15 protein-coding genes and 4 tRNA genes are annotated in these 19,257 nt (G+C 64.2%); 4 read left to right on the top strand and 15 right to left on the bottom strand.

Features of this window, described 5'->3' with window-relative positions; translation table 11 throughout:
* Positions 1–5 precede the first annotated feature (5 nt).
* From nusG to ACYVGS_RS10145, 7 genes are all read right to left on the bottom strand, one after another.
* Positions 6–539: a transcription termination/antitermination protein NusG gene (gene nusG / locus ACYVGS_RS10175; RefSeq protein WP_460588573.1), complete on the bottom strand. Its 534-nt coding sequence runs from the start codon at positions 537–539 to the stop codon at positions 6–8.
* Positions 540–558: 19 nt separating this feature from the next.
* Entirely contained in the window at positions 559–924 is a 366-nt protein-coding gene (gene secE / locus ACYVGS_RS10170; protein ID WP_460588572.1) for a preprotein translocase subunit SecE, read from the bottom strand.
* Positions 925–982: 58 nt separating this feature from the next.
* Positions 983–1,058 (bottom strand) — tRNA-Trp (locus ACYVGS_RS10165).
* Between the two features lie 100 nt (positions 1,059–1,158).
* Positions 1,159–2,385: an elongation factor Tu gene (gene tuf, locus ACYVGS_RS10160; protein WP_460588571.1), complete on the bottom strand. Its 1,227-nt coding sequence runs from the start codon at positions 2,383–2,385 to the stop codon at positions 1,159–1,161.
* Positions 2,386–2,484: 99 nt separating this feature from the next.
* Positions 2,485–2,560 (bottom strand) — tRNA-Thr (locus ACYVGS_RS10155).
* A gap of 49 nt (positions 2,561–2,609) precedes the next feature.
* Positions 2,610–2,683, bottom strand: a tRNA-Gly gene (locus ACYVGS_RS10150).
* 73 nt (positions 2,684–2,756) lie between these two features.
* Positions 2,757–2,840, bottom strand: a tRNA-Tyr gene (locus tag ACYVGS_RS10145).
* Positions 2,841–3,034: 194 nt separating this feature from the next.
* Here ACYVGS_RS10145 and ACYVGS_RS10140 point away from each other — a divergent pair.
* Complete coding sequence (locus ACYVGS_RS10140) at positions 3,035–5,056, top strand: LytS/YhcK type 5TM receptor domain-containing protein (protein WP_460588570.1); 2,022 nt, start codon at positions 3,035–3,037, stop codon at positions 5,054–5,056.
* On the opposite strand, the gene ACYVGS_RS10135 is transcribed toward ACYVGS_RS10140, so the two are convergent.
* The 3 genes from ACYVGS_RS10135 to ACYVGS_RS10125 are packed head-to-tail and all read right to left on the bottom strand — an operon-like array spanning position 5,033 to position 11,599.
* The gene (locus ACYVGS_RS10135; protein ID WP_460588569.1) at positions 5,033–9,457 is read right to left on the bottom strand and encodes a PAS domain S-box protein; all 4,425 of its coding nucleotides are present in this window, start codon (positions 9,455–9,457) and stop codon (positions 5,033–5,035) included. The two genes, ACYVGS_RS10140 and ACYVGS_RS10135, sit on opposite strands and share 24 nt — an antisense overlap.
* The gene (locus ACYVGS_RS10130; RefSeq protein WP_460588568.1) at positions 9,457–10,452 is read right to left on the bottom strand and encodes a type 2 periplasmic-binding domain-containing protein; all 996 of its coding nucleotides are present in this window, start codon (positions 10,450–10,452) and stop codon (positions 9,457–9,459) included. Before ACYVGS_RS10130 ends, ACYVGS_RS10135 begins: the two co-directional genes overlap by 1 nt.
* The gene (locus ACYVGS_RS10125; protein WP_460588567.1) at positions 10,442–11,599 is read right to left on the bottom strand and encodes an HD-GYP domain-containing protein; all 1,158 of its coding nucleotides are present in this window, start codon (positions 11,597–11,599) and stop codon (positions 10,442–10,444) included. The genes ACYVGS_RS10130 and ACYVGS_RS10125 overlap by 11 nt, the downstream gene beginning before the upstream one ends.
* A 136-nt stretch (positions 11,600–11,735) precedes the next feature.
* Here ACYVGS_RS10125 and ACYVGS_RS10120 point away from each other — a divergent pair, with 136 nt between their 5' ends.
* Entirely contained in the window at positions 11,736–12,509 is a 774-nt protein-coding gene (locus tag ACYVGS_RS10120) for an EAL domain-containing protein (protein WP_460588566.1), read from the top strand.
* Positions 12,510–12,625: 116 nt separating this feature from the next.
* On the opposite strand, the gene ACYVGS_RS10115 is transcribed toward ACYVGS_RS10120, so the two are convergent.
* Positions 12,626–13,039 (bottom strand): hotdog family protein, encoded by a 414-nt coding sequence (locus ACYVGS_RS10115; RefSeq protein WP_460588565.1) that lies wholly within the window; start codon positions 13,037–13,039, stop codon positions 12,626–12,628.
* A gap of 15 nt (positions 13,040–13,054) precedes the next feature.
* The gene (locus tag ACYVGS_RS10110; protein WP_460588564.1) at positions 13,055–13,594 is read right to left on the bottom strand and encodes a hotdog family protein; all 540 of its coding nucleotides are present in this window, start codon (positions 13,592–13,594) and stop codon (positions 13,055–13,057) included.
* Positions 13,595–13,742: 148 nt separating this feature from the next.
* On the opposite strand from ACYVGS_RS10110, the gene ACYVGS_RS10105 reads away from it, so the two are divergent.
* Complete coding sequence (locus ACYVGS_RS10105; protein ID WP_460588563.1) at positions 13,743–14,159, top strand: Zn-ribbon domain-containing OB-fold protein; 417 nt, start codon at positions 13,743–13,745, stop codon at positions 14,157–14,159.
* Complete coding sequence (locus tag ACYVGS_RS10100) at positions 14,156–15,325, top strand: lipid-transfer protein (RefSeq protein WP_460588562.1); 1,170 nt, start codon at positions 14,156–14,158, stop codon at positions 15,323–15,325. The genes ACYVGS_RS10105 and ACYVGS_RS10100 overlap by 4 nt, the downstream gene beginning before the upstream one ends.
* 55 nt (positions 15,326–15,380) lie before the next feature.
* On the opposite strand, the gene ACYVGS_RS10095 is transcribed toward ACYVGS_RS10100, so the two are convergent.
* The 3 genes from ACYVGS_RS10095 to ACYVGS_RS10085 are packed head-to-tail and all read right to left on the bottom strand — an operon-like array spanning position 15,381 to position 19,227.
* Positions 15,381–17,390 (bottom strand): sensor domain-containing diguanylate cyclase, encoded by a 2,010-nt coding sequence (locus ACYVGS_RS10095; RefSeq protein ID WP_460588561.1) that lies wholly within the window; start codon positions 17,388–17,390, stop codon positions 15,381–15,383.
* Positions 17,391–17,419: 29 nt separating this feature from the next.
* Complete coding sequence (locus ACYVGS_RS10090; RefSeq protein ID WP_460588560.1) at positions 17,420–18,793, bottom strand: MFS transporter; 1,374 nt, start codon at positions 18,791–18,793, stop codon at positions 17,420–17,422.
* Positions 18,790–19,227, bottom strand: coding sequence for a gamma-glutamylcyclotransferase family protein (locus tag ACYVGS_RS10085; protein ID WP_460588559.1), 438 nt, complete (start codon positions 19,225–19,227; stop codon positions 18,790–18,792). The genes ACYVGS_RS10090 and ACYVGS_RS10085 overlap by 4 nt, the downstream gene beginning before the upstream one ends.
* Between the last annotated feature and the right edge of the window lie 30 nt (positions 19,228–19,257).

Genomic DNA, 19,257 nt, shown 5'->3' with positions numbered 1-19,257 from the left:
GTCGGTCAGGCCTTCTCGACCTGGCTGAATTCCAGCTCTACCGGCGTGGACCGACCAAAGATCAGAACCGCGACGTTCAGGCGGCTCTTCTCGTAATTGACTTCCTCGACAACGCCATTGAAGTCGTTGAAGGGGCCGTCGATGACCCGAACCATCTCGCCGGGCTCGAAAACTGTTTTCGGGCGGGGCGCTTCGGTGCCCGCTTCGACGCGACGCAGAATGGCCGCCGCCTCGGCATCGGTGATCGGCGCCGGCGCATCCGCCTTGCCGCCGATGAAACCCAGCACGCGCGGGGTTTCCTTAACCAGGTGCCAGGTCCCGTCATCCAGTTCCATCTGCACCAGCACGTAACCGGGGAAGAACTTGCGCTCACTGCGACGCTTCTGGCCACCGCGCATTTCCACCACTTCCTCGGTAGGCACCAGCACCTCGCCGAAGCGATCCTGCATGTTGTGCAGTTCAATGCGCTCTTTCAGGGCAGTCGCGACCTTTTTCTCGAAGCCCGAGTAAGCGTGAACCACGTACCAGCGCATAGCCATCGGCCAATCCTTATCCTGCTCAACCAATCACCAGCGACACCAGCCAGCCGAGCAGGGAATCCAGCCCCCACAGCATCAGTGCCACCAGCAATACGAATATCACCACGATCATCGTGGTCTGGACGGTTTCCTGGCGCGTGGGCCAGACCACCTTGCGGATTTCCGTGCGCGAGCCACGCACCAGCGACCAGAAGGCTGCGCCCTTGGCCGTCTGCAGCGCGATGTAGCCGGCGACAAAGGCCAGCCCCACCAGCGCCAGCACGCGATACAGCAAGGACTGATCGGCGTAGTAGCTGTTGCCGACAACACCCACGGCAACCAGCACGGCCACGATCACCCACTTCAGGGTGTCAAGGCGGCCTCCACCGGTCGTATCAACACTCATTCCTGCACCCCGGCTGCGGTTTGTCTTGCTTTCGGGCCCTGGGGCCCCCTGCCATTAATGGCAGGCCAGGAGGGACTCGAACCCCCAACCTGCGGTTTTGGAGACCGCTGCTCTGCCAATTGAGCTACTGGCCTGTAACACTTTCTGAGACAACGAAGCCGAACTGCCCTGTGTGGCCGTTCGGCTCACGCCTGTCGGGGCCCGCCTGCCGGCAAAGCCCCGCTCACTTCACACTTACTCGATGATCTTGGCAACCACGCCGGCGCCGACGGTGCGGCCACCTTCGCGGATCGCAAAGCGCAGACCATCTTCCATGGCGATCGGCGCAATCAGCGTCACCACCATCTGGATGTTATCGCCCGGCATGACCATCTCGACGCCTTCCGGCAGCTCACAGGCACCGGTCACGTCCGTGGTACGGAAGTAGAACTGCGGACGGTAGCCCTTGAAGAACGGGGTGTGACGACCACCTTCTTCCTTGGACAGCACGTACACTTCCGCCTCGAACTTGGTGTGCGGCGTCACGCTGCCCGGCTTCGCCAGAACCTGACCACGCTCCACTTCCTCGCGCTTGGTGCCGCGCAGCAGGATACCAACGTTCTCACCGGCACGACCTTCGTCGAGCAGCTTGCGGAACATTTCCACACCGGTGCAGGTGGTCTTCTGGGTGTCGCGGATACCCACGATCTCGATCTCGTCGCCCACCTTGATGATGCCGCGCTCAACACGACCGGTGACCACGGTGCCGCGACCGGAGATGGAGAACACGTCTTCAACCGGCATCAGGAAGGTCTGGTCGATCGCACGCTCCGGCTCCGGAATGTACTCGTCCAGGGTCTCTACCAGCTTCTTGACCGCGGATACGCCCAGCTCGTTCTCATCTTCACCGTTCAGCGCCATCAGCGCGGAACCACAGATGATCGGGGTGTCGTCGCCCGGGAAGTCGTAGGTGTCGAGCAGCTCGCGCAGCTCCATTTCCACCAGCTCCTTCATCTCGGCGTATTCCTCGGTGTCCGCACCGCCGCAGTCTTCTGCCAGCAGGTCGGCCTTGTTCAGGAACACAACGATGTAGGGTACGCCCACCTGGCGGGACAGCAGGATGTGCTCGCGGGTCTGCGGCATCGGGCCGTCAGTCGCGCCACACACCAGGATCGCGCCGTCCATCTGCGCCGCACCGGTGATCATGTTCTTCACGTAGTCGGCGTGACCGGGGCAGTCAACGTGCGCGTAGTGACGGCTCGGAGAGTCGTACTCCACGTGGGAGGTCGCGATGGTGATACCACGCTCGCGCTCTTCCGGGGCGTTGTCGATACCGTCAAAGGCCACCGCGGAACCACTGCCCCAGGCGTCAAAGCACACCTTGGTCAGCGCCGCCGTCAGCGTCGTCTTGCCATGGTCAACGTGACCAATGGTGCCCACGTTGACGTGGGGCTTACTACGCTCGAACTTTTCCTTTGCCATTGCAACGGTCTCCTAGTTACCGGCCGATTTGCAGTGATACCGCCCTGCCACATTGTTTTACCGCCGTGCACGGGACCAACCGTGCGCGGCGGGACGAAATGGAGCTCATAACCGGACTTGAACCGGTGACCTCTTCCTTACCAAGGAAGTGCTCTACCGACTGAGCTATATGAGCCTTACTCTTGACCCCGCACCCGACTGCAAAACTGCAACCGATGCGTGCCTGGAGCGGGTAGCGGGAATCGAACCCGCATCATCAGCTTGGAAGGCTGAGGTTCTACCATTGAACTATACCCGCCGAACCCGCTACCTTTCCTTGCTGCGCACTTTCCACCAACTTCCCGCGTACGGGCTGCACAGCATTTGAATCCTGGTGGAGGGGGGTGGATTCGAACCACCGAAGCTTTCGCGTCAGATTTACAGTCTGATCCCTTTGGCCACTCGGGAACCCCTCCAGAAGGCGGCATATTCTGCTGAGGCACCCGGCCTTTGTCAACACGTTCCCGGAAGATTTTTCCCGGGCTGCGGTGTGGGCCCGCAGCACCTCACACTGAGTCTGGTCCAGGGGGTGTCGCGGGGCTACACTCGCGGGCTGGGCCGGCGCGGAACTCCGATAGCCGGTTGAGCATGAACCCCACCCCGGACACCGATGAGCGACTTCCTCCCCCGACTGACAGAGGATCTGATTGGCAACGGCACATTGATACTGGCGCTGTGCTTTGTCTACCGCCTGCTGGTGCAGCGCCTGCCGGCCGCTGGCCCGATGCGGGGCAGCGCCATGGGACTGCTGTTCGGGAGTGCTGCCATCCTGTCCATGCTGAATGCCGTCACCTACCAGCCCGGAGTCATTTTCGATGGCAGAACCGTCATGCTCAGCCTCGGGGCACTACACGGCGGGCCACTGGCAGCGGGCATCGCCGGCCTGTTTGCCGCCGGCTACCGGCTAAGCCTGGGGGGCCCGGGCACACTGATCGGCATTCTGGTTATCGCCTCGGCCTGTCTCGCGGGTCTCGCCGCACGCGTCTTCTTCAAGCGGACGGAGGAGGACCGCCATGGCTGGCGCCTGCTCGCCCTGGGGCTCGCGGTTCACGGTATTGCCGTGGCGCTGTTTCTGCTGTTGCCGCTGCAAGACCGCCCACGGATCCTCTTCGACCTGGCGCCGGCCTATCTCGGAGTCCTGACCCTGGGTACCTGGATACTCGGGCTGCTGCTCGCCGACATCGACCGCTATCAGCATTTCGAGCAACTGCTGCGACAGAGCCGCGACCGCTTTCGCTTTCTGTTCCAGTCCACCGCCACCGCAATGCTCGACGAAGATCTGTCGGAGGTCTATCGCGGTGTTGAACAGCTTCGCGCCGAGGGCGTAAGCGACCTGCGATCCCACCTGCGCGACAACCCGGAGACCCTCAGCGCCCTGATTCAGCGAGTTCAGGTGCGCGCCGTCAACCCGGCGGCCATCGCGCTTTTTGGCGAGCACAGTGAACGCGACCTGATGCAGGGTATCGACCGGCACTTCGACCCGGACAGCGCCCAGACATTCCTCGAAGGCCTGTGTGCCTACTGGGAGGGTCGCGACTGGTTGCGCCAGGAAACCCGCATGGCCAGACGCGACGGCAGCCTGTTCCAGGCACTGCTGGCCATGCCGATTGCAAGCCGGCCGGAGGATGCCCGGCATATCCCCGTCAACATCATCGACGTGACCCCCCTGCGTCAGCGCGAGCAAGAGCTGCGTGAGCAACAAAGCTATCTGGAGGGGGTGCTCTGGGGCACCGATGCGGGCACCTGGGAATGGCATATCCCCTCGAACGGACTGCGCCTGAACCCCCGCTGGGGCAGCCTGCTGGGCTACGACTGCGACCACCCACCCCCGGCCACCTTCGAGGAACGCCGGCAATTGCTGCACCCCGACGACCGCGCTCGCTCTGATCGCCTGCTGGCCCGCCTGCTCGCGGGGGAGAACAGCGCCTACGACTGCGAACTGCGCTACGAACGCGCCGGTGGTGGCTGGCAGTGGATGCTGGAGCGCGGCAAGGTAACCTCCCGCGAGGCCAGCGGTCGCCCGGTACGCATTTCCGGCACCCTGATGGACATCGACACCCGTCGACGCGCCGTGGACCGGGCCACCCGTCTGGCAGCCGTCAGGGAGGCACTGCTTTACTGCCATGGGGAGCTGCTGCGGGCCGGCTCGCGGCAGGCCATTCTCGAGCGCACCGTTCAGGCGCTGGTGCGTACCCGTGGCTACCGCCTGGCCTGGCTGGGACGGGTCACGCTCAGCGCCCCCGGGGCCCTGCCCGATATCGAGGTTCTCGCCCGGGCCGGTGATGCCATCGATTTTACCGACACCCTGGGGGAACTGTTCGCGCTCTCGGGCCGGCGGCCGGCAATGGGTCAGGGCCAGCCCCCGGCACCGCTGTCCCCCTCCCAGCTGGCGGCCCTGAGCGGCGACATCCAGGTGGTCGACGATCTGGTCGACGATACGCGGGACACACCCTGGAAAGCCCGTGCGGCGGAATGCGAGCTGCGCTCAGCCATGATCATTCCGATGCCCCTGGAAACAGAAACCCTGGTGCTGAGCCTGTACAGCAACCTGCCCGGAGTCTTCGTGGATGAGGAGCGCAGGCTGCTGGAGGACTTTTCCCGCAGCCTGCTAATCGCCCTGCAGAACCTCTAGCTGACGCAGGGCCCCGGGCAGGTCCCAGCCCTGCATGCAGCGGTCGATGGCTTCCACCGCGGCCTTGTCCGCCACGACCTGCAGCAGGGGTCGCAGCGACTGCCAGGTGCTGGCAGCGCGCATGTCATCGGCTTCCAGCTGCACACGCATGGCCTGCAGGCGAGGCCGCAGCAGCTGCAGCGAACTGACCTCCGCGACAGCCGGGTTCTCCGCCACTTCGGGCTGCGCCGCCAGCCTGCGCGCAATCACCTCACAGGTGTCCTCAAGACAGGCGCCGAGGAGGCTGAGGTAGCCCGGCAGCATGGCCTGATCGTCCCGCCGGATGGCCCGCTCGGTATCCCTTGCGCGCGCGGACAATGGCCGCATGCCGAGTGTGGCCGCCACGCCCTTCAAGGTGTGTGCACAGCGCTGCGCGGCGACGCGATCCCCCTGCTCCAACGCCTCACGAATGGCCTGCAGATCCTCGCAGTGGCGCGACTGAAACTCCAACAGCAGGCGGTCGAGCACCGCCCGGTTCCCGGCCACGTGACGCAAGGCCAGCTCCTGATCGAGAAGCTGACTCGCATCATCCGGGTCGACGCTCGCTGCGGGAGCATCGCCCCCGGCAGGCTGCGCAGCCGCTGCATCAGCAGGAGCCGCGGGCAACCACCGCGCCAGGATTGCGTACAGGCGCTCGGGCTCCACCGGTTTGGCCACGAAGCCATTCATGCCGACTTCGCGACAGCGCTGGCGGTCTTCCTCGAACGCATTGGCAGTCAAGGCCAGTATCGGCAGGCCGGCTCCTTCGGGCAGCTCTCGAATGCGCCTGCTCGCCTCGAGCCCGTCCATGACTGGCATTTGGACGTCCATGAGCACCAGGTCGAAGGGTTCGCGGTGGACCGCCTCCACCGCCTCGGCACCATTCTCCACGGCCGTCACCGTCAGCGCGACGGCGGAGAGCAGCGCCTCGGCGACCTCCCGGTTCAGGGGGCTGTCTTCGACCAGCAACACCCGCGCTCCGCGACGAATGGCGAGCGATGCCGGCTCCGCCATGCCCTGCTCGACCTGCTGCTGCGGACTGGCCCGCTGCGCGCGCAGCGTGAACCAGAACGTACTGCCCTCGCCCGGCGTGCTGAAAACGCCGATTTCCCCTCCCATCATCTCCACCAGGCGGCGACTGATAGCCAGGCCGAGGCCGGTGCCTCCATACTTGCGCGTAATGCTGGTGTCAGCCTGCTCGAAAGGCTGGAACAGGCGGGCCTGCTGCTCTGCCGACATGCCGATGCCGGTGTCCTCCACCTCGAAGCGCAGTAACAGCTCATCCCCGCGCTGCTCACGCAACTGAGCGCGGAGTGTCACATGGCCCCTGGTGGTGAATTTGACGGCATTGCTGAGCAAGTTGATCAACACCTGGCTGACCCGCGTGGGGTCACCTGACACCCAGAGGTCCGACAGCGCCGGCTCCACCTCCTCCCGCAACTCCAGGCCGGAACGGGCCACGCGCTCACCCATCATGCTGCAAGCGTGATCCACAGTGGTCAGTAACTGGAAGGGCACGGACTCCAGGTGGATATGATCTGCCTCGATCTTCGACAGGTCGAGAATGTCATTGATCAAGCCCAGCAAGTGCTTGATCGAGTGGTTGATCTTGTCGAGCTTCTCCAGCTGACTGGATTCGGTAAGCTCGCTGCGCAGCAGGTGGGCAAAGCCCAGGGCCGCATTCATCGGCGTGCGAATCTCGTGGCTCATGTTGGCGAGAAACACGCTCTTGGCGTGGTCCGCGGCCTCTGCGCGCTGCCGCGCCTCCTCGGCTTCCGCGGTACGCGCCTCGACCAGCTCCTCCAGGTGGTGGCGATAGGTTCTCAGCTCCCGCTCGTTGGCCCGGCGTTCGGTAATGTCGCGGATAAAGGAATAGAAACGGCCGCCCCCGACCTCTGACCAAACCGAGACCACCTCGATGGGGATCTCGCTGCCACCCGCGGTGCGGTGAACAGTCTCGAAGTGCTCAGCACCGTCTCTGTCCTGGATCGACCGCATGCGCGCTTCAACCTCGGTTCGCGTCTCCACGGCGTCCAGTTCCCAGATGTGGCGGCCCAGGAGCTGGTCATGGGACAGGCCAGTCATTCTGCAATAGGCGCCATTGACCTCGAGAATGCGGCCCTCGCCATCCGCGGCCCAGAAGCCGTCGGAAGTGCTCTCGATCGCCGCACGATACTGCTGCTCCTTTTCCAGCAGTTCTCGCTCGGTCCGGAGATGCTCTGTGATGTCATTCCAGATGACCGAGAGATGCAGACGACCCTGCAGGCGCAGGACGCTGACGCCTACACGCACATCCCGCAGGCTGCCATCCTTGCAGCGTCGCTGGCTCTGGAACTCCTCGCCGCCGGAGCTGCGCAGGGTGTCGATCTTGTGACGAATGGCCGCTTCGTCCATCTCGCCCTGGATATCGGGCAGGCGCAGGCGTGCAAATTCTTCCCGGGTGTAGCCAAGCTGGCTGGCGGCACTGTCGTTGAACTCGACAAAGTGCAGGTCCTCCGCATCCACCAGCACCACGGCTTCCACCGCCCGGGAAACGATGGCGCGAAACACCGCCAGGCGATCGCGGGCCTGCTGGGTCTCCCGCTGGCGCTGGAACACACTCTGCAAGCGCTCGGCCACCCGGGTGAGCAGCACCTGCTCTTCCGCCAGGAACTCCGGCACCTGCCCCCGCTCATTGACGTCGGTGTAGACGACTTCGACTACGCCCCGACCCACCGCCGGCACCTCGAAGGGCGCGCTGAGCGACTGCCGCGTACTGCGGTAGTCGCCTACCTCGACCCGCAGACCATTCCAGGCGATCCGTACCGCGGCCAACCGCGGATACTGCAAACCTTCGCGCAGGCCGCCGGCGACTGCCTGCAACATCGCACGCGGCTCGCGGTCGGCATCTTCGGTGAAATGGAAGACATTGTGGAGACTGCGCTGCTCCTTGAGTCGCTCCCGCAGCTGGTGCTCCGCCTCGCGCAGGGCCGTGATATCCCGGGACACCCCGAGAACCCCCTGCAATTCACCCGCCGGGTTGAACACCGCCACCTTTGACGTCAGATAGAGGCCGTCGATGCTGCCGTCGGGACTGAGCAATTGCTCTTCGACATCAAGCGTTTTGCCCGAGGCCAGGGTTTCCGCCTCCGCCCGACGGAAGGCCTCGGCAACATCCCGGGGAAAGAAGTCGAAATCCGTGCGCCCCACCACCGAGCCGGCGGGGCTGCCCATCAGTCGTCGCATGGCCGGGTTGGCAAACACGTAGCCGCCCTCGCGGTCCTTCATGAACACCACATCCGGAATGGTATTCAACAGGCTCTGCAAGCGCTGCCTTTCTGTTTCAAGCTCCGCGCCCTGCTCGCGCAGGATGGTCCGGGTTCGCCGCAAGGTACGGCTATAGCGGAGGCTCAACATCAGGGCCAGCAGAATGGCGACGCCGCTGAGCCCCAGCAGCAGGGTCGCCACCCGGTGGTCGCGCCAGACATCGCCCAGAGTCACCCGAGGGCGGTGTTCATAGGGCGGCAGGCGCAGCTGTCGGGCCAGCGCCACCACGCTGCTGGTGTCCTGTGGCAACCCAAAACCGTGGATATCCAGCTGGCGCGCGGTCGCTCCCTCCGGCTCCAGCAACAGGAGAGCGCCCACCATCCGGCGGGCCAGTGAGTGGTCCAGGTGCGGCAGGGTCAGCACCACGCGCCCCGGGTAGAGACGCGAAGATACCTGCCACGGATAGCCCGGCAGAGGCCGGGGCGACAGGACGCGCAACATACCGGGGGCCACCTCGCCCGCTGCCAGCAGGGCCTCGAGCGCCCCCCCTCGCACGAAGGCGGCATCGGCCTCACCCGCCAACAGCGCCTGGATAGCCGCCATCTGCGGGGGCCCGGTCTCGATCACCTGTAGTGGCGGGGGCCCCTCCTCGCCCGCCTCCAGCACCTCGCGAGCCACCGCCTGGTAGCCGGCGAGGGCATGCTGGTCGGCAGTCGCCACCCGTTTGCCGCGCAGGTCGGACAAGGCCTGCAGGTCCTCCCGTTCCGACAGGACCAGCGCCACACCGCCCATACCCTCGATCGGCTCACCGGCCTCGCTGCGCTCGATCACGCTAGCCACCGCCAACATGGAAGCAATGCGGTGCCCGCTGACCACCTGGTGCAGACTGCCGGTAATCACGACATCCAGCATGCCGCTGCGCATGGCACGATCCAGCTCGTCGTAAGCATAGGGGAGCACTGTCACCCGCTGCAGGTCCAGGGTTTCGGCCAGGTGGGTTTCCAGCGCCGCCCAGCGCTCGCCGCGCTCGGGCAGGGCCCGGTGGTCAAGCACGCCGATCCGCAGGTCCTGGGCCAGGACCAGGCCGGGCAACAGCAGCGCCAGGGCCCACAGGCATTGGCGGGCAGCGGCAATCATCAGCCGGGCTCCGGGAGATAATCGGGCAGAAACAGACCCGGTAGAGAGATGTCGCAGCCGCGCTCATCGCGCAGGATGCCACAGAGGGTCTGTGTCGCCTCGTGGAGCTCGCGCGCGGGCGCGGTGAGGTACTGACGATTAAAGCGCTCATCGGGGATATTCAGGCCGCGGAAGACTCCATGTACCTGCTGAGCATCCACCCCCAGCAGCGACGCCAGGGCGAAGTTGGTATTGAGAGGGTCCTCGCGCCACTGCCGCTGTACCGCAAAGTGCCCCCGTATCAACCGGCGCAGGGTGGCAGCATTCGACCCCAGGGCCTCACGCCGCACTGCCAGCACATCGACAATCAGAAAAGGGGTCTGGCGGCTATCGAAAAGAACCCGCAGGCCGCGCTGACGCAGCGCCTCCACCGCCGGCTGATAGGTGAGCACGGCATCCAGGTTTGCGGACGCCCAGGCGGCCTCGGCACTGCCGGTAAAATGTGCGACCTCAATCTCGGCGCGCTGCAGGCCCCCTGCCGCCAGGGCGCGATCGAGCATGACCGCGCTAAGGGCCGTATTTTCCAGCCCTACCCGGGCCCCGCGCAGATCCGCCAGGGAAGTCAGGTGCGGACCACCCAGCAGGGCATCACCGCCGGAGGATACGTCGAATAGCAGCACTACCACCGCATCCACGCCCTCGGCACGCAGGGCAATCAGGTTATCCAGCGTGAGTGCCGCGGCGTCCACCTGGCCGCTGGCCATGGCCTCCACCGACTCCGCCATGCCCTCGGTCTCGACCAGGGTGACCTCGTCACCGGATACCAGCCCCTGGCGAAGTGCCAGTCGCAGGAAGGCGTAGCCCGGCCAGTCGTGAAGCACAATACGCAGCGGCGGGCCCGACTCGCAAGCGCTGAGCATCGGCAGGGTCGCCATCGCCCCGCCCAGTCCCATCCAGGACAGGAACCGCCGGCGGGAGGGCGCCAGGCTCGCCTGCTGTATGACATCAGCGGCCATCGAGCTTTTCCATCCCGGCATAGTCATCCCGGTAGCGCTCGGCGATCGCCTGGAACTCTGCCTGGCAGGTCAGAAAGGCATCCACCAGCTTGGGGTCAAAATGGCTGCCACGCCCATCGGTGATAATCGCCACAGCCTGCTCGCGCGGCATCGCCGCTTTATAGACACGGGGACAGATCAGGGCATCGTAGACATCGGCCACTGCCATGAGGCGTGCGGACAGCGGAATGTCGCTGCCCGACAGGCCCTCCGGGTAGCCGCTGCCATCCCATTTCTCGTGGTGGTAGTGGGCGATTTCCATCGCCACCCGGAGAAACTCCAGGCCCTCGCCCTCCGGCTCGCTGCGTATCGCCTCCCAGATGGCATCGGCACCGAGACGGGCGTGGGTCTTCATCACCTCCCACTCCTGCGGGTCCAGCTTGCCGGGTTTCAATAGAATTGCGTCGGGAATCCCCACCTTGCCGAGGTCGTGCAGCGCCGCCGCCTTGCTGTAGAGGGCAATGCGGTCCTGGCTGAGCTGATCGGCGTAGCCCGGATCATGGCTGAGGGTTTCCGCCAGGGCGCGAACATAATTCTGGGTGCGCAGAATATGCGCCCCGGTCTCCATGTCGCGCACTTCAGCGACACTGGCCAGGGCCCGCACCGTCACATCCTGGATACGCTGGTTTTCCGCCATGCGGCGCGCCACCTCGTCCTCCAGCCAGGCATTCTCGTCCCGCATACGGTCGCGCGCGTCCTTGAGCTCGAGCTGAGTACGCACGCGTGCCAGGACAATCGGTGGCCGCAAGGGCTTGGTGATGTAGTCGGCAGCACCCAGGTCCAGCCCACGCGCCTCGTCGTCTTCGGCATCAAGGGCGGTGACAAAGATGACCGGAATATCCCGGGTAGCCGGGTCCTCACGCAGGCGCCTCAGCACCTGATAGCCGTCGAGGCCTGGCATCATGATGTCCAGGAGAATCAGTTCCGGCCGTGGGTCCGAGGCTGCCACCACCAGCGCCCGTTCGCCGCTGGACGCGGCACGCACCCGGTAGTGGGGCATGAGGATTTCACCGAGCACCGACAGGTTCTCCGGCGTGTCATCCACCACCAGTAGAGTTCGCGTCGGCCCGACCGGTGCGGCTGGCTCTGGTGGGTCGCTTGAAGTCATCGCATGAATATCCCGTGGCATGGCACCACGCCCGCACAGGGCGGAAAAGGAAGCGCCTGGCTAGTGCAAGCCTGTTTGCATGATTACCTGAAATGCCTGATAGTGGAACCTATTTCACGTTTATAAACTTTAATCCATGTCAACGAATCGTCAAATCAACGCTGCCAAAGGGAAGCGTTGCCAGGCTTGCCGCAACGACCAGCCCCTGGGCTTCGACTTCAGCATGGCCTTCCAGCCCATCGTCGACCTGCGCAAGCGAACGATTTTCGCCTATGAGGCCCTGGTTCGCGGCATTGACGGCACTGGCGCGGCCGGCATACTGGGCCAGGTCACCGACGACAACCGCTACCGCTTTGACCAGGATTGCCGTCTCAAGGCGGTGGAGCTGGCCGCGCGGCTACAAGTCCCCTGCATGCTCAGTATCAACTTTCTGCCCAATGCCGTCTACGAGGCGGCCACCTGTATCCGCGCCACGCTGGAGGCGGCACGGCGCTACAACTTTCCCGCGGAGCGCATCATTTTCGAGGTCACTGAGGCCGAAGAGATGCGTGACAAGAACCATCTGAAGAGCATTTTTACCGAGTACCGGCGACAGGGTTTCACCACGGCCATCGACGATTTCGGTGCCGGTTACTCCGGACTCAACCTGCTGGCGGAATTTCAGCCGGACATCATCAAACTGGACATGGCCCTGGTGCGCAATCTACACGAAGACCCGGTGCGGGAAGCGATCGTGAAAGGTGTGATGGTGGTGTGCGATACCCTGGGCATCAACGTGGTCGCCGAGGGCGTGGAACACCCGGAGGAAGTGCGCCGCCTGCAGGCACTGGGGGTGCACCTGTTTCAGGGCTTCCTGCTGGCCAGGCCGGCGTTCGAGGCCCTGCCCGAAATACACTGGCCAGAAATCTGAGCCGGACTTCAGGGCCGCCCGGCATTTGAGGCGGCCCCCGCAGGTCTCGCGGGGGCCCGTGCCCACGGCAGCGACAACCGCAAGGCATCGCCGACCGAGGCGACACCCCGGAAGGTTTAGCCGGCAAGTTCCAGGGTGGCGAGCGCCTTGACGTGCATGCCCCATTTGTCGTTCTGGCCGACAACCTCGACCTCAACCGTGTTTCCCTCTACCGACTTGACCTCACCGCGCAGGGTCATCGTGGTGCCGGGAATATTCGGCGCCCCAAGGCGCACGCTGAGCTTGCGGAAGACCGCGTCGCGACCCACCCAGTCGCGCAGGTAAGTCTCGGTCAGGCCCTGGCTGGTCAGGATGTTCATATAGACATCGGGCATGCCGCTGGACTGGGCGAAGGCCTTGTCGTGGTGCACTTTTTCGAAGTCCCGGGTAGCCAGGGCAGCGCAGGTGACCAGGGAGCTGGTGATGGGAATGGGCCGCTCCGGCAGGGTCTGACCCACGCTGATATCACGGCTTTTCAGATTCTGTGTCATGGTCGCGGTCTCCACTCAGGCCTGGTCTTTCTTTGCGGGGCGGAACTTGAGCACCTTGAAGGTCTGGCGCCCGACGGCGTCGCCGTTCTGGTCGGTAAACTCGGTCACTGTCTCGTAGAAGTAACCCTCGCCCAGACCGGTGGTCTTGCGCTCGGAAATATTGTCGATCACCGTGCGCTGGGAAATCACGTCCCCCAGCCGCAGTTCCCGCACATACTCCTGGGTGGTGTCCGTGGCCACGATGCCGTTGTAGCCGTGGGCGTCGAGCAACCCGATCAGCTCCACCTGGGGGTCCTTGGGGCGTCCGGTGCTGGCGACCGCGTAGCCGGTCTGATTCCAAACGAACAACATGGTGGCCGGTGCCACCAGCTCACCGCGGCTCCCGGCGGCGGCCGCCTCCTCATCGAGGTGATCGGGGTCAGTGTTGCCCATCACTTCACACCAGTGGCGAATCATCGCCTTGTTGACCGGATCCGCTGCGGTGGATGATCCACACTCGCGGCCGACAAAGGCATAGATTTGCGCCTCCAGGGCGGCAATATCCTCGGTAGTCATGCTGCTTCTCCAGTTGCTTATTCAGGCCATGGCTGGCATTCACAGCAACATAATTGAATTCGTATTCAATTTCAATTATGTTTCCCATGTGGCCCGCCCACCCACGGGTGCGGGTATGACAAAGAACACCAGAACCACGAGGCTGACCATGGCACAATCGTTCCGCATGAAACCCCCGATGGGGGAAGACAATGGCTGGTGGTGGCAGGAGGCCGCCGAGGGTCGCCTGGCGATCCAGCGCTGCACCCAGTGCCAGACCCTGCGCCACCCCCCGCGCCCGGCGTGTGGCGAGTGTCACTCCTTCGACTGGGACCATGTGACCGCGTCCGGACGCGGTACCCTGTGCAGCTTCACCATCCTGCACCACCCCCAGTTCCCGGGCTTCGACTACCCGCTGATCATCATCCTGGTGGACCTGGAGGAAGGCACCCGCTTCACCTCGCAGCTGGTCAACTGTGCCCCCGAGGACGTCAGCTTCGGCATGCCCGTGGAAATGGTCATGCACGAGGACCCGGACGGCTTCCGTCTGCCCATGTTCCAGCCCGCGAAAGGAGCCGCCGCATGAGCCACTTCCTGAAAGACAAGACTGCCATCGCCGGGATCGGCCTGACCGAGTTTTCCAAGAAATCCGGAGTCTCCGAGCTGTCGCTGGCCGCCCAGGCCACCCTCGCCGCCTGCGAGGATGCCGGCCTGCCACCGTCGGAGATCGACGGCTTCATCAGCTACACACTGGATTCCACCGACGAGATCGAGCTGGCGCGCACCGTGGGCGCCAACGATCTGAAGCTGTTCACCAAGGTCAATTACGGCGGCGGCGCGGCGGTGGGTACCATCCTGCACGCGGTGATGGCCGTGGCCAGCGGCGTCGCCGACAACGTGATCTGCTACCGCGCCATGAACGGCCGCTCCGGGCAGCGCATGGGTCAGGGGATCTCCGGCCAGATCGTCAGCTCCGACCTGATCCACTGGTCCTGGTACATGCCCTACGGCATGCTCACCCCCGGCTCCTGGATCGCCATGATCGCCAACAAGTACATGCACCACTACGGCGTGACCAGCGAGGACCTGGGCCGGGTGGCGATCTCCCAGCGCAACTACGCCCAGACCAACCCGCGGGCTTTTGGCTATGGCAAGCCACTGACGATGGAGGACTACCTGGCCTCGAAAATGGTCGCCGAGCCCCTGCGCCTCTACGACTTCTGCCAGGAAACCGATGGCGGCTGCGCCATCCTGGTCACCAGCGCCGAGCGCGCCCGCGACCTGAAACAGAAACCGGCGATGATCCGCGGCGTGGTGCAGGCTTCCACCCAGGGCCAGGAGCAGATGACCAGCTTCTACCGCGAGGAGCTGGACTCCCTGCCGGAGATGGAACTGGCCGCGCGCCTGGTCTACGAGCAGAGCGGCCTGGGGCCGGATGACATCAATGCCGCCTGCCTCTACGACGCCTTCACCTCGGAGATCATCATGCAGCTGGAGAGCTTCGGCTTCTGCGGCCGCGGCGAGGGCAAGGACCTGGTGCGCGACGGCGCCCTGGACATCGATGGCCGCCTGCCCAACAACACCCACGGCGGCCTGCTCTCCGAGGCCTACATCCACGGCATGAACAACATCGCCGAAGGCGCCCGCCTGATTCGCGGCAGCTCCAGCAACCAGCCCAAGGGGGTGGAACACGTGCTGGTCAGCAGTGGCGTGGGCGTGCCGACCGGCGCGCTGATCCTGGGCCAGGACTGAAAACCGCGGGTGATGCAGCGCACTGTCGCTGCATCACCCGACACTGCCCTCCCTACTACTCGGCCTCGCCGTCGACACAAACCCGGTTGCGACCCGAATGTTTGGCGCGATAGAGCGCCCGGTCTGCCGCCTTGAGCAATCGCTCCAAGGACTGAAGGCGGGGTGAGCGTACCGCCACTCCCAGTGAAACCGTGAAGCTGACCTTCTCACCCGAGGCGGTAAGCAAGGGTGTCCGCGCCAGCAGGGCACGCAATACATCGGCTTTCTGCACACCCTGCTCAAGGGTGGTATCCGGCATCAGCAGCACAAACTCCTCACCTCCGAAGCGCGCCAGAATATCGGTCGCTCGAAGCTCGCGGCTACAGGTATCCGCGAGCAACTTGAGCACCTGATCCCCAACGTCGTGACCATGGGTGTCATTCACGCGCTTGAAGAAGTCGATATCCATGACCATCGCGACGACTGGGGTATCTCGACGAGTCGCCCGCTCCCACTCACGATCCGCCAGCACGTCGAAGAAACGCCGGTTAGCCAAGCCCGTCAGCGGGTCTCTCTCCGCCAACTGACGCAGGCGCTGCTCGAGGGCAGCCTGCCGACTGATGTCCTGCACACTGCAGCGACCAATCTGCAGGGTCTTCTGCTCGGGCAGGCTGGAAGAGACGTTGCACAGGACCTCCAGCTGACTCCCATCGCCCCGCTTCAGTCGCGTGCGCTGCTGCGCCCCCTCTCCGTCATCCAGACTGACGAGCAACGCCTCCACTTCGTGGCGATGCGCCTGTGGAGCCAGGTCAATCAGGCGCTTGCCTATCAGGTCCTCACGCGTGTAGCCCAGATCCTCGAGCAAGCGAACATTGACATTGGTGATCAGACCGCCCTCCCCCAGCGTGACATAGCCCACGGGGGCATTCTCGTAGAGATCGCGGAAGACATTGAGTTGCTGGCGACGCAAGGCACGGCTATAGCGGCGGTGCTGACGGTTCTGGGCCGCGAAATACCAGCCCAGCACCAGCAAGACCCCCAGCCCCGCCAACCCCGCCTGGAACCAGCCGCGGTGATAGACCGCCCTCGCCTGCCAGTGGTGGCGGTCCGACTCCACCAGGATGGTCCAGGTAAGCTCATTCATTACCGTGATCAAGCCAAGGTCACGCAGGTAACGGGCATTGGAGGTGTCCCGGTAGATGTCAGCGGCATTGATCGTGGCAAAGCTGAACAGTGAGCCCGCGTGTTGCGCGACACCCGCCGGCTGCGCCTGGATCTGCTGCCACAGGGCAGGCTGCCACTGTTCGACATTCAATTCCGGCCGCCCGAGCAACCAGCCCCACTCGTTGGCGGGGTCATGGTTGACCAGCCAGTAACCCTCGGAGTTGACGAGCATCGCGCGATCCCCCCAGGCAAACAGCTCGATCAGCTGGTTGAGCATGCCAGCGACATTGAAATTGAGTACCAACAGCGCTGCCGGCATGCCGTCATCGCCGCTCAACATGCGTACTAGCCGCAAGGTGGGCTTGAAAGGCATTTCGACCTCACCGTGCTCGATATTCAGATCCAGCGGAGAGAGATAGACCTGGCCCGGGGGCAGCTTCAGCCCGGCCTGCACGTAGTAGCGATTGAACTTGTTCTGCAAGGCAGCCTGAGACACCGCCTGCGCACCACCCGGCCCCTGATTGATGCGAATCAGCTCACGACCCTCAAGGTCAATCAGGCGTATCTGGTCATAACGCGAATGAATGTCCGAGGTCGCAACCAGAGTCTCAACCAGCCGACTCCGGGTCGCATCACCCGGGTTCACCAGGTAATTCTTCACACTGGGAATCACCGAGATCAGGTGGGTATCCTGAACCGCTTTGAGTATGTGCTCGTGGATCAGGGTGCGAGCCGCACCGATCAGGTGGGCGTGGCGATCATAGGCCCTCTGCTGCAACCCCCGATCATACAGGCTCTTGGCAAGCCAGCATAAAAAGACCAGCGCGGTGCCCAGCAGCAACAAGCCACCGAGAAAGGGAACCAATACCCTGGGTTTTTGCGTAGACAATTCCACATTGGGAGATACCCTCTGTGCCTTCATACTTCTCCAGATTTCAATTCGATTTCAGATCAGAAAGCGCTTTCACTCGGCTCCAGCCAGGCATCGGCCGCAGCACCACCGCGCTGTTCATTCACACCCAGCACCACGACAATGGCCGCCGCAAACAACACGGCGCAGAACAGAATCGCGTCGGCCAGGCCCAGCAACCACTGCAACAGACCCAGGCCCAGCATGCCGAAAACCGCTGCGGCCTTGGCCGCCATACCCCAGTAGCCGAAGAACTCGGCGGACCGGGAGCGCGGGCTGAACACCCCCACCAGGGCGCGCGCGGCGGACTGTGAGGAGCCCAGACTAAGCCCCGCCAACACCCCCGCCACCAGAAAGACGTACTGGGCCTCCCACTCGACCTGCCACCACTGCCGCGCCAGGGCGGTCAGCGCGGGGGTCTGCCAGATGGCGAGAATGGCCACAATCCAGAGACCCAGGGTCGCGACATAGGTGCGGCGTGCGCCGAGCCAGTTCTGCAGATAACCAAACACCAGTGCACCAAGGGCTGCGGTGATCTGCACAGTGACGAACATGGCTACGCGCACCGGCTCGTCCCAGCCGATTACCTGCGCGCCGTAGATAAAGGAAAAAGCGATGATGATGTAGATCCCCGCCATGGCCAGGAAAATCGACAGCAGCAGGATACGCAGATCATGAAACTCGGCGACCGCGTGCCGCGTGGTAGCCAGACGCGCCAAGCCGATACGCAGCAGCTGCCGCAGCGGCGGCATGGGCCGGGAGGCACCGTGTTCCCGCAGCCAGATGAAGGTGGGTATCGCCGCGATCAGGAAAAAGCCGGCGGCAAAGGGGCCGACCCAGCGAATACGGTGATAGTTTTCCAGGGACACCTCGCCGAGGAAGAGCAAGGCAAAGGCGGTGGCAACCAGGCCACCGATATAGCCCATCGCCCAGCCCAGCCCCGAAATCCAGCCTAGGGCGCGACGGGGCCCCAGGTCCGGCAGGAAGCTGGCGATAAAACCTTCGCCCAGGGCGTAGGCAAAGTTGGAGACCATCACCAGCAGCATGGCTGACAGGATCCATCCCGGCTCCACGAAGTACAGCAGCGCCGTGGTGATGACCGTGGCCAGGTAGCTGGCAAACAGGAAGCGCTTGCGCCGGCGGGCATGGTCCATGATCGCACCGCACACCGGGTTGGCAACCACCACCAGCAGGTAACTGACCGCGAGAGCGAGGCTCCAGAGCAAGTTGCCGAGGCGATAGTCCGGGGCATCCCCCACGACGATGCGGGTAAACAGATCGCCGAAGACCACCGTGATGATCAACAGGGTATAGCCCTGATTGGCGAAGTCGAACATCGACCAGCCGAAGATCTCCCGCTTCGGAGCGAGAGCAACATCGCCCGCGGGGCGGGGCTCATCCAGCCGACCGCTCACGGTGCGACCCGGCGGTAGACCCAGGCTTCACTGCCATCCGCCAGGGAGAGCCTGACCCGATCATAGCGAATGCCCAGGCGCTCATAACGGTCCAGGCGCCGCAGTTCCGGTGTGGAGACGCGGATACGCTCCCCGGCGACGGACTCTCCGGGTGCGGGGCTGAGATCCAACCCCGTCTTGCGGTAGCCGGGCAGCACTGCAGGTACACCTTCCACCTGCCGCCCTGTCACGACACGGCGCACCAACGGTTGACGCAGGGTCCCGTAGACGAAGACCGCGTGCGGGCCCTCGGTGTAAGGTGGCAAGCCCGGCGGCGCCACATAGCCCCAGGGGCTGAGAAGACTCCACCAGAGATAGAGCGGTGGCGCCAGCAGAAGCAGGGCCGCCAGGGGCAGTACCAGGCGGCGCAAACGCGGATTTTCAGCTCGAGTCATCCGTCCATGATAACCGGAGCAGAGGAAAAA

This window comes from Haliea atlantica (assembly GCF_054779855.1).
Note: the sequence above shows the minus strand (reverse complement) of the source record. Positions and strands in the feature narration are given on the sequence as shown.

Bases quoted from the DNA above. Each gene is read 5' to 3' on its own strand.
- secE (WP_460588572.1), bottom strand. From the start codon at position 924: ATGAGTGTTGATACGACCGGTGGAGGCCGCCTTGACACCCTGAAGTGG.
- ACYVGS_RS10130 (WP_460588568.1), bottom strand. From the start codon at position 10,452: ATGGCCGCTGATGTCATACAGCAGGCGAGCCTGGCGCCCTCCCGCCGG.
- nusG (WP_460588573.1), bottom strand. From the start codon at position 539: ATGGCTATGCGCTGGTACGTGGTTCACGCTTACTCGGGCTTCGAGAAA.
- ACYVGS_RS10125 (WP_460588567.1), bottom strand. From the start codon at position 11,599: ATGACTTCAAGCGACCCACCAGAGCCAGCCGCACCGGTCGGGCCGACG.
- tuf (WP_460588571.1), bottom strand. From the start codon at position 2,385: ATGGCAAAGGAAAAGTTCGAGCGTAGTAAGCCCCACGTCAACGTGGGC.
- ACYVGS_RS10120 (WP_460588566.1), top strand. From the start codon at position 11,736: ATGTCAACGAATCGTCAAATCAACGCTGCCAAAGGGAAGCGTTGCCAG.
- ACYVGS_RS10085 (WP_460588559.1), bottom strand. From the start codon at position 19,227: ATGACTCGAGCTGAAAATCCGCGTTTGCGCCGCCTGGTACTGCCCCTG.
- ACYVGS_RS10140 (WP_460588570.1), top strand. From the start codon at position 3,035: ATGAGCGACTTCCTCCCCCGACTGACAGAGGATCTGATTGGCAACGGC.
- ACYVGS_RS10105 (WP_460588563.1), top strand. From the start codon at position 13,743: ATGGCACAATCGTTCCGCATGAAACCCCCGATGGGGGAAGACAATGGC.
- ACYVGS_RS10135 (WP_460588569.1), bottom strand. From the start codon at position 9,457: ATGATTGCCGCTGCCCGCCAATGCCTGTGGGCCCTGGCGCTGCTGTTG.
- ACYVGS_RS10110 (WP_460588564.1), bottom strand. From the start codon at position 13,594: ATGACTACCGAGGATATTGCCGCCCTGGAGGCGCAAATCTATGCCTTT.
- ACYVGS_RS10100 (WP_460588562.1), top strand. From the start codon at position 14,156: ATGAGCCACTTCCTGAAAGACAAGACTGCCATCGCCGGGATCGGCCTG.
- ACYVGS_RS10115 (WP_460588565.1), bottom strand. From the start codon at position 13,039: ATGACACAGAATCTGAAAAGCCGTGATATCAGCGTGGGTCAGACCCTG.
- ACYVGS_RS10095 (WP_460588561.1), bottom strand. From the start codon at position 17,390: ATGAAGGCACAGAGGGTATCTCCCAATGTGGAATTGTCTACGCAAAAA.